Annotated in this window: 13 protein-coding genes and 1 tRNA gene; 8 read left to right on the forward strand and 6 right to left on the reverse strand. The window is 67.4% G+C overall.

Annotated features, from left to right (window positions below; all coding sequences use genetic code 11):
* The first annotated feature begins 4 nt into the window (after positions 1-4).
* The 4 genes from dctA (at position 5) to ASF26_RS20845 (ending at position 5,051) form a co-directional block, all read left to right on the forward strand.
* Positions 5-1,336 carry a C4-dicarboxylate transporter DctA gene (gene dctA / locus ASF26_RS20830; RefSeq protein ID WP_056258812.1) on the forward strand — a complete coding sequence of 444 codons (1,332 nt, stop codon included), beginning with the start codon at positions 5-7 and terminating at the stop codon, positions 1,334-1,336.
* A gap of 75 nt (positions 1,337-1,411) precedes the next feature.
* The gene (locus ASF26_RS20835; RefSeq protein WP_018043975.1) at positions 1,412-2,575 is read left to right on the forward strand and encodes a mandelate racemase/muconate lactonizing enzyme family protein; all 1,164 of its coding nucleotides are present in this window, start codon (positions 1,412-1,414) and stop codon (positions 2,573-2,575) included.
* A gap of 386 nt (positions 2,576-2,961) precedes the next feature.
* Positions 2,962-3,936, forward strand: a complete 975-nt coding sequence (locus ASF26_RS20840) for a 2-hydroxyacid dehydrogenase (protein ID WP_056258815.1) — start codon at positions 2,962-2,964, stop codon at positions 3,934-3,936.
* Between the two features lie 41 nt (positions 3,937-3,977).
* The gene (locus tag ASF26_RS20845) at positions 3,978-5,051 is read left to right on the forward strand and encodes a tartrate dehydrogenase (RefSeq protein ID WP_056258818.1); all 1,074 of its coding nucleotides are present in this window, start codon (positions 3,978-3,980) and stop codon (positions 5,049-5,051) included.
* 65 nt (positions 5,052-5,116) lie between these two features.
* Here ASF26_RS20845 and ASF26_RS20850 read toward each other — a convergent pair whose 3' ends face one another.
* Entirely contained in the window at positions 5,117-5,986 is an 870-nt protein-coding gene (locus ASF26_RS20850; RefSeq protein WP_056258821.1) for a LysR family transcriptional regulator, read from the reverse strand.
* A gap of 135 nt (positions 5,987-6,121) precedes the next feature.
* On the opposite strand from ASF26_RS20850, the gene ASF26_RS20855 reads away from it, so the two are divergent.
* The gene (locus ASF26_RS20855; protein ID WP_056258824.1) at positions 6,122-6,823 is read left to right on the forward strand and encodes a YoaK family protein; all 702 of its coding nucleotides are present in this window, start codon (positions 6,122-6,124) and stop codon (positions 6,821-6,823) included.
* 157 nt (positions 6,824-6,980) lie between these two features.
* Here ASF26_RS20855 and ASF26_RS20860 read toward each other — a convergent pair whose 3' ends face one another.
* From ASF26_RS20860 to ASF26_RS20875, 4 genes are all read right to left on the reverse strand, one after another.
* On the reverse strand, positions 6,981-7,619 hold the full coding sequence (locus ASF26_RS20860) for a hypothetical protein (protein ID WP_056258829.1): 639 nt from the start codon (positions 7,617-7,619) through the stop codon (positions 6,981-6,983).
* A 214-nt stretch (positions 7,620-7,833) separates the two neighbouring features.
* Complete coding sequence (locus tag ASF26_RS20865) at positions 7,834-9,642, reverse strand: calcium-binding protein (RefSeq protein WP_056258832.1); 1,809 nt, start codon at positions 9,640-9,642, stop codon at positions 7,834-7,836.
* A 142-nt stretch (positions 9,643-9,784) separates the two neighbouring features.
* The gene (locus tag ASF26_RS20870) at positions 9,785-10,672 is read right to left on the reverse strand and encodes a cation diffusion facilitator family transporter (protein WP_056258836.1); all 888 of its coding nucleotides are present in this window, start codon (positions 10,670-10,672) and stop codon (positions 9,785-9,787) included.
* 135 nt (positions 10,673-10,807) lie between these two features.
* Positions 10,808-11,137, reverse strand: a complete 330-nt coding sequence (locus tag ASF26_RS20875; RefSeq protein WP_082477730.1) for a hypothetical protein — start codon at positions 11,135-11,137, stop codon at positions 10,808-10,810.
* 209 nt (positions 11,138-11,346) lie between these two features.
* On the opposite strand from ASF26_RS20875, the gene queA reads away from it, so the two are divergent.
* The gene (queA, locus tag ASF26_RS20880; protein ID WP_056258839.1) at positions 11,347-12,435 is read left to right on the forward strand and encodes a tRNA preQ1(34) S-adenosylmethionine ribosyltransferase-isomerase QueA; all 1,089 of its coding nucleotides are present in this window, start codon (positions 11,347-11,349) and stop codon (positions 12,433-12,435) included.
* 43 nt (positions 12,436-12,478) lie between these two features.
* Here the strand turns inward: queA and ASF26_RS20885 are convergent, their stop codons facing one another.
* Positions 12,479-13,273, reverse strand: a complete 795-nt coding sequence (locus ASF26_RS20885) for a DUF4239 domain-containing protein (RefSeq protein ID WP_056258841.1) — start codon at positions 13,271-13,273, stop codon at positions 12,479-12,481.
* Between the two features lie 299 nt (positions 13,274-13,572).
* Here ASF26_RS20885 and tgt point away from each other — a divergent pair, with 299 nt between their 5' ends.
* Positions 13,573-14,751 (forward strand): tRNA guanosine(34) transglycosylase Tgt, encoded by a 1,179-nt coding sequence (gene tgt, locus ASF26_RS20890; RefSeq protein ID WP_056258844.1) that lies wholly within the window; start codon positions 13,573-13,575, stop codon positions 14,749-14,751.
* A gap of 87 nt (positions 14,752-14,838) precedes the next feature.
* Positions 14,839-14,914: transfer RNA gene (locus ASF26_RS20895), tRNA-Lys, on the forward strand.
* Positions 14,915-15,126 lie beyond the last annotated feature (212 nt).

Below are 15,126 nucleotides of genomic sequence, written 5' to 3' on the forward strand. Positions count from 1 at the left end.
GATCATGAGGTCATGGCTAAGCCGACTCTATGTTCAAGTCTTCATAGCAATCGTCATCGGCGGGTTCGTCGGGTATTTCCTGCCCGACGTCGCCGTCACGCTGCAGCCCCTGGCGGACGGCTTCATCAAGCTGATCAAGATGCTGCTTGCGCCGGTCATCTTCGGTACCATCGTGGTCGGCATCGCCAAGATGGGTAACATGAAGGAGGTCGGCCGCATCGGTGTACGCGCGCTGATCTACTTCGAGGTCGTCTCGACGCTGGCCCTCGTCATCGGCCTCGTGGTGGTCAACGTGATGCAGCCGGGCGTCGGCATGAACATCGACGCCACGCATATCGATGGCAGCGCCATCGCCTCCTACGCCAAGCGGGCGGAAGCGCAGCCCGGCATCGTCGGCTTCCTGATGGACATCATCCCCTCGACGATGGTGGATGCCTTCGCCAAGGGCGCCATGCTGCAGATCATCCTGATCTCGCTGCTCTTCGGCCTCGCCCTGGTCCAGGCGGGCGAACGCGGCAAGCCGGTGGTCGTCGTCATCGACAGCCTCCTCGACGCGCTGTTCCGCATCGTCGCCATGGTGATGCGCCTGGCCCCCATCGGTGCGGGTGCCGGTGTCGCCTTCACCATCGGCAAGTACGGCTTCGGCACCGTCTGGTCCCTCGCCTACCTCATGCTGGGTGTCTACGTCACGTCGATCCTGTTCGTCGTGCTGGTGCTCGGCTCCGTCTGCGCCTGGACCGGGTTCTCGCTCGTCAAGGTTCTCGGCTTCTTCAAGGACGAGATCCTCATCACCTTCGGCACCTGCTCCACCGAGGCCGTGATGCCCCGGATGATGGCCAAGCTGGAGCGGGTGGGCTGCGAGAAGTCGGTGGTCGGGCTCGTGCTGCCCACGGGCTACACCTTCAACGCCGACGGCACCTGCATTTACCTTACCATGGCGGCGATCTTCGTCGCCCAGGCCACCAACACGCCGCTGGGCATCGGCGACCAACTCGTCGTCCTGGGCGTGCTGCTCCTGACCTCGAAAGGGTCGGCGGGTGTCGCCGGGGCCGGGTTCGTCACCCTCGCCGCCACCCTGTCGAGCATCCACACCGTCCCGGTCGCCGGTCTCGTCCTTCTGCTGGGTGTCGATCGCTTCATGAACGAGGCGCGGGCGGTCACGAACCTCATCGGCAACGCGGTCGCCACCATCGCGGTCGCCAAGTGGGAAGGCGCCTTCGACCTCGCCAAGGCGGAGGAGGCCTACCGCAACCGGGCCGCCGTGGCCTCCGAGGCCGTCGTTCCCGACACGGAAGCCGGGCACGCCCTGCCCCGCCCCGTGGCGATCGCCCACTAGACCTCTCGACCGCTTTCGTCCGCTTCCATCCCTTCCCCCCTGCGTAAATCCCTTCGCATCTCAAGGAGAGCCAACATGCGTATCGTCGACGTCTGCGAGGTCACCAAGCCGATCTCCTCGCCCATCCGCAACGCCTATATCGACTTCTCGAAGATGACCGCCAGCCTCGTGGCCGTCGTCACCGACGTGGAGCGCGACGGCCGCCGGGTGGTGGGCTACGGCTTCAACTCCAACGGTCGCTACGGCCAGGGCGGCCTGATCCGCGAGCGCTTCAAGAATCGCATCCTCGAAGCCGACCCCAAGAGCGTGCTCAACGAGGCCGGCGACAACCTCGACCCGCACAAGCTGTGGGCAGCGATGATGACCAACGAGAAGCCCGGCGGCCACGGCGAACGCTCGGTGGCGGTGGGCACCCTCGACATGGCGATCTGGGATGCCACCGCCAAGATCGCCGGCAAGCCGCTGTTCCGGATGCTGGCCGAGCAGAAGGGCGTCGAGGCCAATCCGCGCGTCTTCGTCTACGCGGCCGGCGGCTATTACTATCCCGGCAAGGACGACACCCAGCTGCGCGCCGAGATGCGCGGCTACCTCGACCGCGGCTACAACGTCGTGAAGATGAAGATCGGCGGCGTGCCGATCGAGGAGGACCAGCGCCGCATCGAGGCCGTGCTGAAGGAGATCGGCTCCCAGGCGCAGCTCGCCGTCGACGTGAACGGCCGCTTCAACCTCGAACAGGGCATCGCCTACGCCAAGATGCTGCGCCAGTACCCGCTGTTCTGGTACGAGGAGATCGGCGATCCCCTCGACTACGCCCTGCAGGCCGCGATCTCCGAGTTCTATCCCGGCCCGATGGCGACCGGCGAGAACCTGTTCTCGCACCAGGATGCCCGCAACCTCCTGCGCTACGGCGGCATGCGGCCCGACCGCGACTACCTGCAGTTCGACTGTGCCCTGTCCTATGGCCTCGTCGAGTATCTCCGCACCCTCGACGTGCTGGAGCAATTCGGCTGGTCGCCCAAGCGCTGCATCCCGCATGGCGGTCACCAGATGTCGCTCAACATCGCGGCCGGCCTCGGGCTGGGCGGCAACGAGAGCTACCCGGACCTGTTCCAGCCCTATGGCGGCTTCCCGGACGGGGTGAAGGTCGAGGACGGCCACATCGTCATGCCCGAACTGCCGGGCATCGGCTTCGAGGGCAAGTCGGACCTGATCAAGGTCATGCGCGAACTCGCCGAGTAAGCCGCGTCCGATCCGTGCGGGGCGCAATCCGGCCCCGCACGGCCTCCACCGCCGGCGCCCGGCTCCGGGCGGCGGCCGTCTTCCGGGAACCGGCGTGCCGAGGAAATCCGTACGATGCGACCGCTCAGTGATGAGGAGCGAGCCGTTCTGTCCGCTTTGACCGAAGATTTCGTCAGCGCCACGGTGGTCAAGGTCAGGTCCGGCCTTCCGCGCGGCCAGAGGAACGAGACAGTCCTCGCGGCCTGTATGGGATTGGCGCAACGGGGTCTTGCCGAGCGGGCCGGCTCCGGGTTGCGGTCCACCCTCCGTTGGCGGAAAGCACAAGGTGGCTTCGCCCCGGAGCGGGAGCGCCACCTCCACGGAACACGCAATTGCGAAGAGGCCCCATGACAGCGCATGCGAAGGCGGAGATCCTGCTGCTGAAGGCGATCCTTCCGGATACGATCCAAGCCCTGGACGAGCACTTCGTCCTCCACCGCCTGGATCGGGCCACGGACCGGGACGCGTTCCTGGCGCAGGTCGGCCCGGCCATCCGCGGCGTGGTGGTGGGAGGACAGGCGCCGGCGGGAGCCGATCTCTTCGCGCGCCTCCCCGCCCTGGAAATCGTCGCCAATTTCGGCGTCGGCTACGACACGATCGACGTCGCGGCCGCCAAGGGGCGGGGCGCCGTCGTCACCAACACCCCGGACGTGCTCACCGAGGAGGTCGCCGACCTCGCCCTCGGCCTGCTCCTCGCCACCGTCCGCCGCATTCCCCAGGCCGACCGCTATCTCCGCGCGGGCGCCTGGCCGAAAGCCCCGTTTCCCCTCTCGCCCTCCCTGCGGGGACGCCGCATCGGCATCCTCGGCCTCGGGCGGATCGGGCACGCCATCGCCACGCGGCTCGTTGGATTCGGCTGCGCCATCGCCTATCACGGCCGCCGCCGGCAACCCGAGGTGGCCTATGACTACCACGCGAGCGCGGTCGAGCTGGCCCAAGCCTGCGACGTCCTCGTGGTCGTGGCGCCCGGCGGCGGAGCCGGGCCCCTCGTCACCGCGGAGGTGCTGGGCGCCCTCGGCCCGGAGGGCATCCTCATCAACGTGGCCCGCGGCAGCCTCGTCGACGAGGACGCCCTGATCGCGGCCCTGCAGCAGGGCGCGATCCACTCGGCCGGCCTCGACGTGTTCGCCGACGAACCTCGGGTTCCCGAGGCCCTCATTGCCTTGGACAACGTCGTCCTGCTGCCGCATGTGGGCTCGGCCACCCATCACACCCGCCGCGCCATGGGCAACCTCCTCGTGGACAACCTCGTTTCCTGGTTCGAGGGTCGGGGGCCGGTGACCCCCGTCGCCGAGACGCCCTGGCCGCCGAGCGCCGCCTGAACTCCCGAACCCAGCCGTCCCATCCGCGGAGAGCCGATCCCATGACATCACGCAGCTATCGCATCGCCGTCATTCCGGGCGACGGGATCGGCAAGGAGGTCGTGCCGGAGGGGGTGCGCGTCCTCGAAAAGGCCGCCAAGCGCCACGGCTTCAGCCTCGACTTCGATTGGTTCGACTTCGCCAGCTGCGACTATTACGAGCGGCACGACCGGATGATGCCGGAAGACTGGAAGGCGCAGATCGGGGGCCATGACGCGATCTTCTTCGGCGCCGTCGGCATGCCGGACAGGGTGCCCGATCACGTCTCGCTCTGGGGCTCGCTGATCCTGTTCCGGCGGGAATTCGACCAATACGCCAACCTGCGCCCCGTGCGCCTGATGCCGGGGGTGAAGAGCCCGCTCGCCGACCGCAAGCCCGGCGACATCGACTTCTGGGTGGTCCGCGAGAACACGGAAGGGGAATACTCGAATGCGGGCGGGCGCATGTTCGCCGGCACCGACCGCGAATTCGCCCTGCAGGAGACGATCATGACGCGCCACGGCGTCGACCGTATCCTGAAATTCGCCTTCGAACTGGCGCAGAGCCGCCCGAAGAAGCACCTGACCTCGGCCACCAAGTCCAACGGCATCTCGATCACGATGCCCTATTGGGACGAGCGGGTGAAGGAGATGGCCAAGGCCTACCCGGACGTGGCCTGGGACCAGTACCATATCGACATCCTGACGGCGCATTTCGTGCTGAACCCGGACCGGTTCGACGTCGTCGTGGCCTCGAACCTGTTCGGCGACATCCTCTCCGATCTCGGCCCCGCCTGCACCGGCACGATCGGCATCGCGCCCTCCGGCAACATCAACCCGGAGCGGCTCTTCCCCTCGGTGTTCGAACCGGTGCACGGGTCGGCCCCCGACATCGCCGGCCAGGGCATCGCCAACCCCATCGGCCAGATCTGGTCCGGCTCGATGATGCTGGAACACCTCGGCGAGCACGAGGCGGCGCGGGAGATCGTCACCGGCATCGAGCGCGTCCTCTCCGAGCGCACCCTGCGCACCCGCGACCTCGGCGGCAACGCCGATACCGAAACCTGCGGCAAGGCGGTGGAGGAAGCGCTCGGATAAGTGCGTCCCCTCTGACGGCGTCTCGGTGACCCGGACCCATGGGTCGAGGTCTCCGAGGTCCGGCATCAGACCTCAGGGACGGCCTGTAGCTCCGCCGAACTTGCCAGGATCGTCTCCTGCAACGCCGTCGCGACGGCATGCTGGCGGCCCGGGCCGAGGACCACGAACTCGACGTCGCCGATCGGTGGCAAACCGGCCAGTGTCGGGATCGGGGCAAGCCCCGGCGGCATGACCCTGGCCGAGTGCGGCGCGATGCCCAGGCCCGCTTCGACGGCGGCGCGCACCCCCATCAGGCTGCCGCTGGTACAGGCGATCCGCCAGGAACGGCCCGCCGCGTCGAGGGCATTGAGCGCCAGGGTGCGTGTCATCGAAGGCGGCGGATAGAGGACCAGGGGCAACGGCAGCGCGGGATTGGGAACGAAGCCCGGTCTGCCCGCCCAGATCAGTTCCTCTGCCCAGGCCAGTTCGCCGCGCGGGTCACCGCGTCGGCGCTTGCAGAAGATCACATCCAGCTCGCCCGCATCGTAGCCCTGATAGAGGGCTCGACTCAGCCCGACCGTCAGCTGCAGATCGACGGAGGGGTGGCGGTCGGCGAAGCGCGCCAGAACCTGGGCCAGGGCCGACAAGGTGTAGTCTTCGGAGACGCCGAGGCGGATACGGCCGCGCAGGCCGCCCGGTGAGAAGAAGGCGCGAAGCCGGTCGTGGGCCTCCAGCACTTCGCGCGCGAAGCCGATCAGGGCCTGGCCGTCCGGCGTCGGGGCGACCCGATGCGTGTCGCGGATGAGAAGAGAGTGATCCAGCGCCTTTTCCAGCCGCGCGATATGCCCGCTGACCGTGGATTGCCGCACGCCGAGCGCCTGCGCCGCCGCCGTGAAGCTGCCGTTCTCGATCACGGCCAGGAAGGAGCGAATGTGGTCGACGTTGAGGTTGCTCATCACGGTTCATGATAGCCGATATTCCGACCGCCCTGGAGTTCGGCGCTCTAAATGTCTCTCACGGACCTCCCGCTGCGCCGTTCGGCGATGAGTGCGCCGCAGCGCCGTCATTGCCTCTAAATCAGGGACAGTCTCGTGAAGCCGCAGATCACCGGTGGCGGCACGTCCGCCGGAACCGCCCTCGCCTTCGTCGCCGGCTTCGTCGACGCGGCCGCCTTCATCGCGCTGACCGGCCTGTTCACGGCTCACGTCACCGGAAACTTCGTCCTGATCGGCGCCGAACTGGTCGCGAGTTCGTTCGGCGTCCTGGCGAAACTCCTGGCGCTGCCCGTCTTCATGGGGGCGGTGGCGGGCGCCCGCATCCTCGGGCTGCTCCTGGAGCGACGGGATGCCGATCCATTGCCCTGGCTCCTCGCCGTCGAGGCGGCCCTCCTCGCGGGCTTCGGCCTGTGCGGGACCGTGTCGTCGCCCCTCGATGCGCCGGACGGTGCCCCGGCCTTGGTGGTCGGCATGCTCGCCGTCGCGGCCATGGGCGTGCAGAACGCGATCGGCCGTCTCTCGCTCGGTCATCTCGCCCCGACCACGGTGATGACCGTGAGTGTGAGCCAGGCCGTCATCGACGCGACCGATCTCGTTCTCGGAACGGCCGGGAACCCCGCTCAGACGCGCGCGCGCCTGCTGCGCGTGCTGCCGGCCATCGTGGCCTTCGCCGTGGGCGCCCTGTGCGGCGCCTTCGGGATCGCCCATCTCGCTTTCGGCTGCATCGCGCTGCCGTTCATCGTGCTCGTCGTCTTGACTGTCCTGGCGATGAGACACCCTCCGCTTTCCCCGACATAGGCGGTGCAGCCGACCCACCCCAAGGTGTGACCTGCAACAACGCTGTCCGGGAATGCTCCAAGGAAAATTTTGCGGCCTGTGGCGCAGACGCGGCTCCATGACCGTCTGAGCAGCCCTGGTCGAATGATCCTCACTCGGCCAGGGCGTGTCGGGACGCTTACGCCACCAGCAAATCGGTGTGCGTCAGCGTCACCTTGTCGTGGTTGTCGATCACGGCGAACGTGACGGCCTTTGCGGCGGTGCCGCTGCCATCGGCATCGTAAGACAGAGTGCCTGTCTCGTCATCGTACCGAGTGCGGTCGTTGGGATCGAGCTTTGCACCAGTCACGCCCAGGTCCTTGAATGCAGAAACGGCGAGCGGACCGGCCGAGAGGGCCGCGAAGACACTCTTGGAAAGCTGGATCGTGTCGTCCAGGGCCGAGAAATCGGTGACGTGGTCGATGTTGGAGAAGCCGAGCTTCGTGCTGAACACGAACGTATCCTTGCCGGCGAGCCCCGTCAGCGTGTCGGCGGCGAGACCGCCGTCGAGAAAGTTGGCGTTCGTATTGCTTTTGAGGACGTTGGCGAGCGAGTTCCCGGTGGCATTGAGGTTGCCGGTGCCGGTGAGCGTCAGGTTCTCCACGTAGGTGCCTGCCAGGGAGTAGGACACCGAGGTCTTGACGAGGTTGGTGTCGATCGAGGGGCTGAGTTCCATGGCTTTGTCGCCGGAATTGTCGGCGTGAATCCTCGCATCAGCGGCACGTCCCTTGATGGCTGCTCTGGCGAAATGGCTCGGCGCGAGGATCGCCACCGTCAAAGCTGCGGCGTTCCGTATCTCATGGCAACGATTGCTGCACTCATTCACCTGGTGCCGCGTCCCGGCTGCGCGTTCGGGAAGGCCGTTCGGCGCGATCGCCGATCCCCCCGCCCGGTGGAGCGGCAGGCTCGCGCCGGGCGGAGAGGCCGACGGGCCCGTGACCACGGTCCCCTCCGGGGGGAGGCCCCTTGAAAGCCCGCGCCCGCTGCCCCTGTCAAACCACCAGCACGTCCGAGGCGGTGAGCGCCGGCTTGTCGAGGAGGGTCGCCAGCAGGATGGCATCCTGGGCGCCGCCGGAGCCGTCGGCGTCATAGTAGAGATGGCCCTTGGCCGCGTCGTAGACGATGCGGTGGTCTTCCGTGGTCGCGGCGCCGAGGGCGAAGGCCTCGTCCGGCAGCTGGCCGGCGGTGAGGGCTGTGAAGACGTCCGCATCGAGGACGAGCCTGTCCTCGCCATGGCTGAAATCGACGATCCGGTCCTTTTCGCCGGCCGGCGGCACGACATCGAACACGAAGGCGTCGGCCCCGGCATCGCCGCGCAGGACATCCGTCCCCGCGCCGCCGGTGAGGATGTCGGCCCCGTCGCCGCCGAACAGGCGGTCGTCGCCCGCGCCGCCGAGGAATTGGTTGGCCCCGGCATCGCCCCTCATGGAATCGGCGAAGGCCGAGCCTTTCACGATCTCGAAGCCGGAGACGCCGCCGGTGCCCGTGGCCCGGCCGCTCTCGAACAGCGCGCGCGCCGACGCGCCGAACTCCGAATAGTCGAGGGTGTCGGTGCCGTCGCCGCCCAGGCTCAGGCCGCGGATGGCCGAGCCCGTCTCGATGGCCAGGGTGTTGTCGCCGGAGCCGAACTGGATCGCGGTGCCGCCCCCGCCGAGGATGCGGCCCGCATTGACGACCACGTCGTCGAGCGCGCTGACGATTCTGATCGCGATGCCCGAGCCGCCCTGGATGAGCCCCGCATTGTCGATGCTCGTCACGAAGGGCGCGTCCCCCTGCGACGAGTCGTCGATCAGGATGCCGAGGCCGGCGCCGTAGATCCGCGCGCCGGCCAGGTTGACGATGTCGCCGCCGCCCGCCGCGATGCCTTCCGCCGTGTTGGGCAGGCCGTCGGAGCCCGTGCCGCCGGCGCCGAGGCCGCGAATGGTTCCGTGGTTCTCGATCGTCGCACGGAAATCAATGTCGATCCCGTCGCCGTCGCCATCGTTGATGCCGTCCGGGCCGCCGCCGTCCTCCGCACCGGGCGTCGCGCCGTTGACGTCGGAGCCGGTCGCATCGGCGAAGGAACCCGTGATGATCCCGTGATTGATCACGGTGGCCGTGCCGTCGGATCCGATTCCGGAGCCGTTGCCGCCGAGGATGCGGGCACCGGCCTCGTTGGTCACCGTGACGAGGCTGTCCTCGCCCATATTGATGCCGTGGCGGTCGCCGAGGATGGCGCCGCCGGCCGCGTTGCGGATCGTCCCGCTCGCCCCGTCCTCGAACTGGATGCCGTCGGCGCCCTGAACGTAGCCGGTGGCGGAGCCGCCCTGGATGGTGCCGCCGTTGACGAGATCGAGGGTCGCGCCGATCTTTACGCCGTCGGCTGCCAGCGCCAGCAGCGATCCCGCATTGTCGATCTCGGCGAGGAACGCGCCCGAGGTCGAGGCGAGGTCGAGGGCCTGGCCTTCGTCGGAGACGATGGTCGAGCCGATCTCCGTGGTGATGGTGAGCGTGCCGGCGGCGACGGAGCCTGCTTGGATCTGCACGGCGTCGTCGATGGAGCGGATGGTGCCGCCATTGTCGATCGTCGCGGTCAGGGTCGCGCCGATTCCGCTCTCGAAGCGGATCGCCCGGCCGCCGTCGGTGGTGTTCTCGATCAGGCCGTCATTGTGGATCTCGGCGCCGTCGGGGGCGGAGGTGAAGCGCACGGACTGAGCGTTTGCGGAGACAGAAAGGGTTCCGTCCACCTGCAGGGTGTCCGCGCCGGCCAGGGTGAAGCGAGCGGTCTGCGTGGTGCCGTTCGCGACAGAATAGGCGGTCATGCGGTCTCATCCTCGACCGGACGCGTCCGCGGACGGGCGGACGTCAAATCACCGGGCGTGGCGGACATTAGGGGGGTCGGATGACGCTCGAACGACGGTGCGCGTGGCGGTGGATTTTGCCGGATTTCGGGGGCGCTCGCCCCTACACCACCGGCACGCCGCGTCCCTTGGCATGCTCGGCCGGCTCCACGTGGATGACGACGACGGCCCCCTCGATGGCGCTCTCGATGGCGCTTTCCAGACGGTCGCAGATGTCGTGCGAGTCCTTCACGGTCATCTCGCCTGGCACCACGAGGTGGAAGTCGATGAAGGTCGCCTGCCCGGCATGGCGCGTGCGCACGTCATGTGCCTCCAGGGCGCCCTCCCCGTGATCCGAGATCAACGTGCGGATCTGGGTCACCATCTCGGCGGGCGCCGCTTTGTCGAGGAGGCCGCTCACGGAATCGCGCACCATGGTCCAGCCCGACCACAGGATGTTCAGGGCGACGAGGCCGGCGATGAGCGGGTCGAGGATCAGGGTTCCGGTGACGGTCACCAGGGCGACGCCGATCAGCACCCCGCCCGAGGTGACCACGTCCGACATCACATGACGCGCATCGGCCACCAGGGCCGGCGACCGCCACGCCCTGCCGCGGCTTAGGAGCGCGACGGCCCAGGCCCCGTTGATGGCCGTGGCGAGACCGTTCACGGCGAGCCCCAGAATCGGCGCATCGAGGGGCTTCGGGTCGAGGAGGCCGTAATAGGATTCACGCAGGATGAGAATCGCCGCCACGATGATGAGGGCGCCCTCGATCACGGCCGAAAAGTACTCGGCCTTGTGATGGCCGTAGGGGTGGTCGTCGTCGGCCGGTGCGGCGGCCACACGGAGGGCGACGAAGGCGAAGGCCGCTGCCGCCACGTTGATGATGCTCTCCAGCGCGTCGGAATAGAGCGCGAGACTGCCGGTGAGCCAATAGGCGGCGAATTTGAGCGCCATCACGAAAGCGCCGATTCCGGCGCTTGCGAGGGCGGCTTTCTGGGTGCGGTCCATTTCCGGTGCCGATCCGTGACGGGCCCGCCGGGTAAAGGAGCAGGGCGTGGCGCTAGGCGGCCCCGCCCATACGATCATCCCTGCCGGGAAGGCCACGGCAAAGGTTGAACCCACCGGTGAAGGGTTTAGTCGCGGCTATGTCTGGGGCTCACCCTCCTGCGGACCGGGCACTGCGCCCGCCCGACGCTCCGCTTCGCGCGCGGCGCTGCGTGCCCCCTGGGCTCGTGCCCGGTCGGCCTTGCGCGCATAAGTCCGGGCCATCCACCCCCAGCGGGCATTGGCCGCCATCACGTCGAGACGCCGGGCTTCGCGCTCCCAATAGGACATCAACTGCGAGTCCAACGTGATCCGACGATGCGGAACCTTGATGTTGGTCGCGCCATTCTTGAAGTTTTCAATCATCAGACGAATCGCTTTGGAGCAAGATTGCTTGGAGACCACGCCGATTTGCTTCGGGGCGGTCAAGGTTGTTTTCAACGTAGATCTGTAACAATGCGACGCGTGTGAAGGTTATCGGCACGCGAAGAGGCGCGAGCCATGCAGGCCACGCATTGTCGGCCTCTCTCCGTCGTGCGGCTTCCGCCCGCGCAATAACATTCCCTCGAACCGTCATCGGGCTGGAAGCCTGTCATCGGCCATTGATCCCGGGGCAGGAACCGTGCTGTTGGCGCGCGATGCGCGTCGACCTCTTCGATTTCGATCTGCCCGAAGCGAGCATCGCCCTCAGGCCGCCGCAGCCTCGCGATGCCGGGCGACTGCTCGTGGTGCGTCCCGGCGAGGCGCTGGAGGACCGCGCCGTGCGCGACCTCGCCGATCTGTTGAGACCGGGCGATGCCCTCGTCTTCAACGACACCCGCGTGATCCCGGCCCGGCTTCGCGGTATCCGCCATCGCCCCGGCTCGCCGGGCCTGCGCATGGAGGCGATGCTCCACCTGCGCGAAGCACCCGAATGCTGGCGCGCCTTCGCCCGGCCGGGCAAGCGCCTCGCCGTCGGCGACAGGGTTCGATTCGGACGGAATGGCGAAGGCGACGCCTGCGCCCTCGGGCTCCTCGACGCCACCATCGTGGAGAAGGGGGCGGGGGGCGAGATCGTGCTGCGCTTCGACCTCTCCGGTCCCGCCCTCGACGAGGCGATCGCGCTCGCCGGCGAGCTGCCGCTGCCACCCTACATCGCGGGCAAGCGTAGCACCGACGCGCGGGACACGGTGGATTACCAGACGGTCTACGCCCGCGAGGCCGGGGCCGTGGCCGCCCCCACCGCGGGCCTGCACTTTACCGACGACCTCCTCGCCCGCATCGACGCCGCCGGGATCGCGCGTCACAGCGTGACCCTGCATGTGGGCGCGGGCACCTTCCTCCCCGTCAAGGCCGACGACACCGACGACCACCGCATGCATGCCGAGATCGGCTACCTCGATCAGGCGACGGCCGAAGCGCTCAATGCCGTGCGAGCCGCGGGCGGTCGCATCGTCGCGGTCGGGACCACGGCCCTGCGCCTGCTCGAGAGTGCTGCGGATGGAGACGGCCGGCTCCACGCCTTCGCCGGCCCAACCGACATCTTCATCACGCCGGGCACCCGAATCCGCGCCGTGGACGCGCTGATGACCAACTTCCACCTGCCGCGCTCGACCCTGTTCATGCTGGTCTCGGCGTTCTCGGGCTTGGAGACGATGCGGGCGGCCTATGCGTATGCCGTCGAGGGCGGCTATCGGTTCTACTCATATGGGGATTCGAGCCTGCTGTTTCCCGCGCCGTCCAATTGAACGCCGGTGGCGCCACCGCGACCCGCCCTCTCCAATCGGAGGGTCATTCCAGATGGGTCGTCATCATGCTCTTGGCGCGCTCGAAGGCCGCGGGACCGAGGGCGAAGGGACCGTCGAAGGGGCGCTCGTGGAGCGCGATGACCGACAGCGTCCCGACCATCGCCGTGGAGAAGATGACGAGCGTGATGACCTGAGCGCGCGGCTTGTCGACGTGGACGATACCGATCGAGATCAGCGTCAGGGTGCAGAGAAACAGCAACGTCATCCATTTCGAATCGTCGCTCTCGCTCGCGCTCAGGGCCAGCCGCTCGCCGCGCGCCTCCCGCAGGTTCATGACCGTGGTCATCAGGGCGGTATGAGCGACGACACCGGATGCGCTGGTCTGAACCGGGTCGGCCACCATCTTCATGAGCCTGCTGAGCGCCGCCCCCGCCTCGCTGGAATAGGGCGTCTTCGTTCCCATCTTGGGGAACTCGTCGGCGATGACCGCATCCGCATAGGCGAGCAGCGCCTTCTGAATGTCGGACATGTCCGAGACCGTGGCCTCGCTGAGATCGTAGGCGGCGATCAGGTTGGCCCGCTCCGTCTGAACGATGCGCGACGCCTTGCCCTGCCGCTCCCAGGCATCGTTCGCCACGAAACCGGTCAGCAGGGCGAGGAGAATTCCGATCGAGCTGAAGAACGACGCGACGATGCCGCCGACGTTGTTGAGCAGATGGGTTCGGGTGTAGGGGACGTTCGTCAGGACGACCAGGACGATCGAGACTGTCGCAAATAGTGAGGCGAGAATGACGATCATCAGCCAGATCGGCTGATCGAGCCAGAGTCCTAGGAGCATCGATAGACCTCGCGATCATATGGTGAGCCGGCCGCGCGGAAGAGCCCTCTTCTGGAAGAGTCCTCGTGTGGAGGAGTCCTCGTTTTGAGGAAACCTAGTCGGAATGTCCGGGTGGTTGGCGGATCTCCGATACTCCTTGAATGCGCTGTGGGCCAGTGCCCGGATCGACGACCACCGCCCCGGCACGGGTCGCCGCGTCTGGCGCCGATACTTCCGGTCACGAGCGCACGTCCTCCCGCATCGGCTTTTGCCGAGAACCGGCATCCACTTTTCCGGCCGATGCTCTAAACACCATGCCCATGTCCGAGACTCCCTCCCTTCGCAGCAACGCTTCCGAGCATTTCACATTCCGCGTCGACGCCACCGACGGGCAGGCCCGCACCGGGGCGATCTCGATGCCGCGCGGGACGATCCGTACACCGGCCTTCATGCCGGTGGGGACGGCCGCCACCGTCAAGGCGATGTATCCGGGCCAGGTTCGCGACCTCGGCGCCGACGTGGTGCTCGGCAACACCTACCACCTGATGCTGCGTCCCGGCCCCGAGCGCATGGAGCGACTCGGCGGCCTCCACCATTTCATGAACTGGCCGCACCCGATCCTCACCGATTCCGGCGGTTTCCAGGTGATGTCTCTTTCCGCCTTGAGGAAACTCGACGAGCAGGGCGTCACTTTCCGCTCGCATGTGGACGGCTCGGCCCACCACATGAGCCCGGAGCGCAGCATCGAGATCCAGGGGCTCCTCGGCTCCGACATCCAGATGCAGCTCGATGAATGCGTGCGGCTCCCCGCCGAGCGGCCGGCCATCGAGAGCGCGATGCGGTTGTCCCTGCGCTGGGCCGAGCGCTGCCGGCTTCAGTTCGGCGAGCAGCCGGGCAAGGCGATGTTCGGCATCGTCCAGGGCGGCGATTTGGCGGACCTGCGCGTCGAGAGCGCCAGGGGCCTCGTCGATCTCGACCTCAAGGGCTACGCCATCGGTGGCCTCGCCGTGGGCGAGCCACAGGCGGTGATGCTGGCGATGATCGAGACGGTGGAGCCGCATCTGCCCAGGGACAAGCCGCGCTACCTCATGGGCGTCGGCACGCCCGACGATCTCATGCGATCGGTGGCACGCGGCATCGACATGTTCGACTGCGTGATGCCGACCCGGGCCGGCCGCCACGGCCTCGCCTATACCCGCTTTGGACGGATCAACCTGCGCAATGCCCGGTTCGCCGAGGATACCCGCCCCCTCGACGAGACCTCCGCCTGTCCGGCGGCGCGCGACTATTCCCGCGCCTACCTCCACCATCTCGTGCGCACCGACGAGATCCTGGGCATGATGCTGCTGACTTGGAACAATCTGTCCTATTACCAGGATCTGATGGCCGGAATGCGGGGGGCGATCGCGGCGGGCCGCCTTGCGGATTTCGCCGGCGAGACTCGCGAGGCCTGGGCTCGCGCAGAGGCCGAGCGCGCCAGCACGAATCTGGCCGGTTGACCCCTTCGACCCAACCCCCTATTGCGAGCCACGCTTCTCACGACAGCCGGCCCGATCGCCCATCGAGCCCGGCCCTTCTGAGCAAGCGAGCGCGTAGCTCAGCTGGTAGAGCAACGGACTTTTAATCTGTAGGTCCTGGGTTCGAGTCCCAGCGCGCTCACCAACATTTTTAAACACTTAGCTGCTGGTTGCTCGCTGTCGAAGAACGGCTAGCAACCACATAGCTACCACGGTGTTGCTATCATCTTCTGGCTCGCGTCGTGGTCGATACCGAGCGGACTTAGAGCGCCTAACAGAACGGCACCGAGTCGGATGTTGAGCGTTGGTTTGGCATGGCCAGACCGCTTCTCCCCGATGATCTCTGGGATGAGATCG

The sequence above is a fragment of the Methylobacterium sp. Leaf93 genome (assembly GCF_001422345.1).
GTDB classification, from domain to species: Bacteria; Pseudomonadota; Alphaproteobacteria; order Rhizobiales; family Beijerinckiaceae; genus Methylobacterium; species Methylobacterium bullatum.

Bases quoted from the DNA above. Each gene is read 5' to 3' on its own strand.
- ASF26_RS20870 (WP_056258836.1), bottom strand. From the start codon at position 10,672: ATGGACCGCACCCAGAAAGCCGCCCTCGCAAGCGCCGGAATCGGCGCT.
- tgt (WP_056258844.1), top strand. From the start codon at position 13,573: ATGTCCGAGACTCCCTCCCTTCGCAGCAACGCTTCCGAGCATTTCACA.
- dctA (WP_056258812.1), top strand. From the start codon at position 5: ATGAGGTCATGGCTAAGCCGACTCTATGTTCAAGTCTTCATAGCAATC.
- ASF26_RS20885 (WP_056258841.1), bottom strand. From the start codon at position 13,273: ATGCTCCTAGGACTCTGGCTCGATCAGCCGATCTGGCTGATGATCGTC.
- ASF26_RS20850 (WP_056258821.1), bottom strand. From the start codon at position 5,986: ATGAGCAACCTCAACGTCGACCACATTCGCTCCTTCCTGGCCGTGATC.
- ASF26_RS20835 (WP_018043975.1), top strand. From the start codon at position 1,412: ATGCGTATCGTCGACGTCTGCGAGGTCACCAAGCCGATCTCCTCGCCC.
- ASF26_RS20845 (WP_056258818.1), top strand. From the start codon at position 3,978: ATGACATCACGCAGCTATCGCATCGCCGTCATTCCGGGCGACGGGATC.
- ASF26_RS20865 (WP_056258832.1), bottom strand. From the start codon at position 9,642: ATGACCGCCTATTCTGTCGCGAACGGCACCACGCAGACCGCTCGCTTC.
- ASF26_RS20840 (WP_056258815.1), top strand. From the start codon at position 2,962: ATGACAGCGCATGCGAAGGCGGAGATCCTGCTGCTGAAGGCGATCCTT.
- queA (WP_056258839.1), top strand. From the start codon at position 11,347: ATGCGCGTCGACCTCTTCGATTTCGATCTGCCCGAAGCGAGCATCGCC.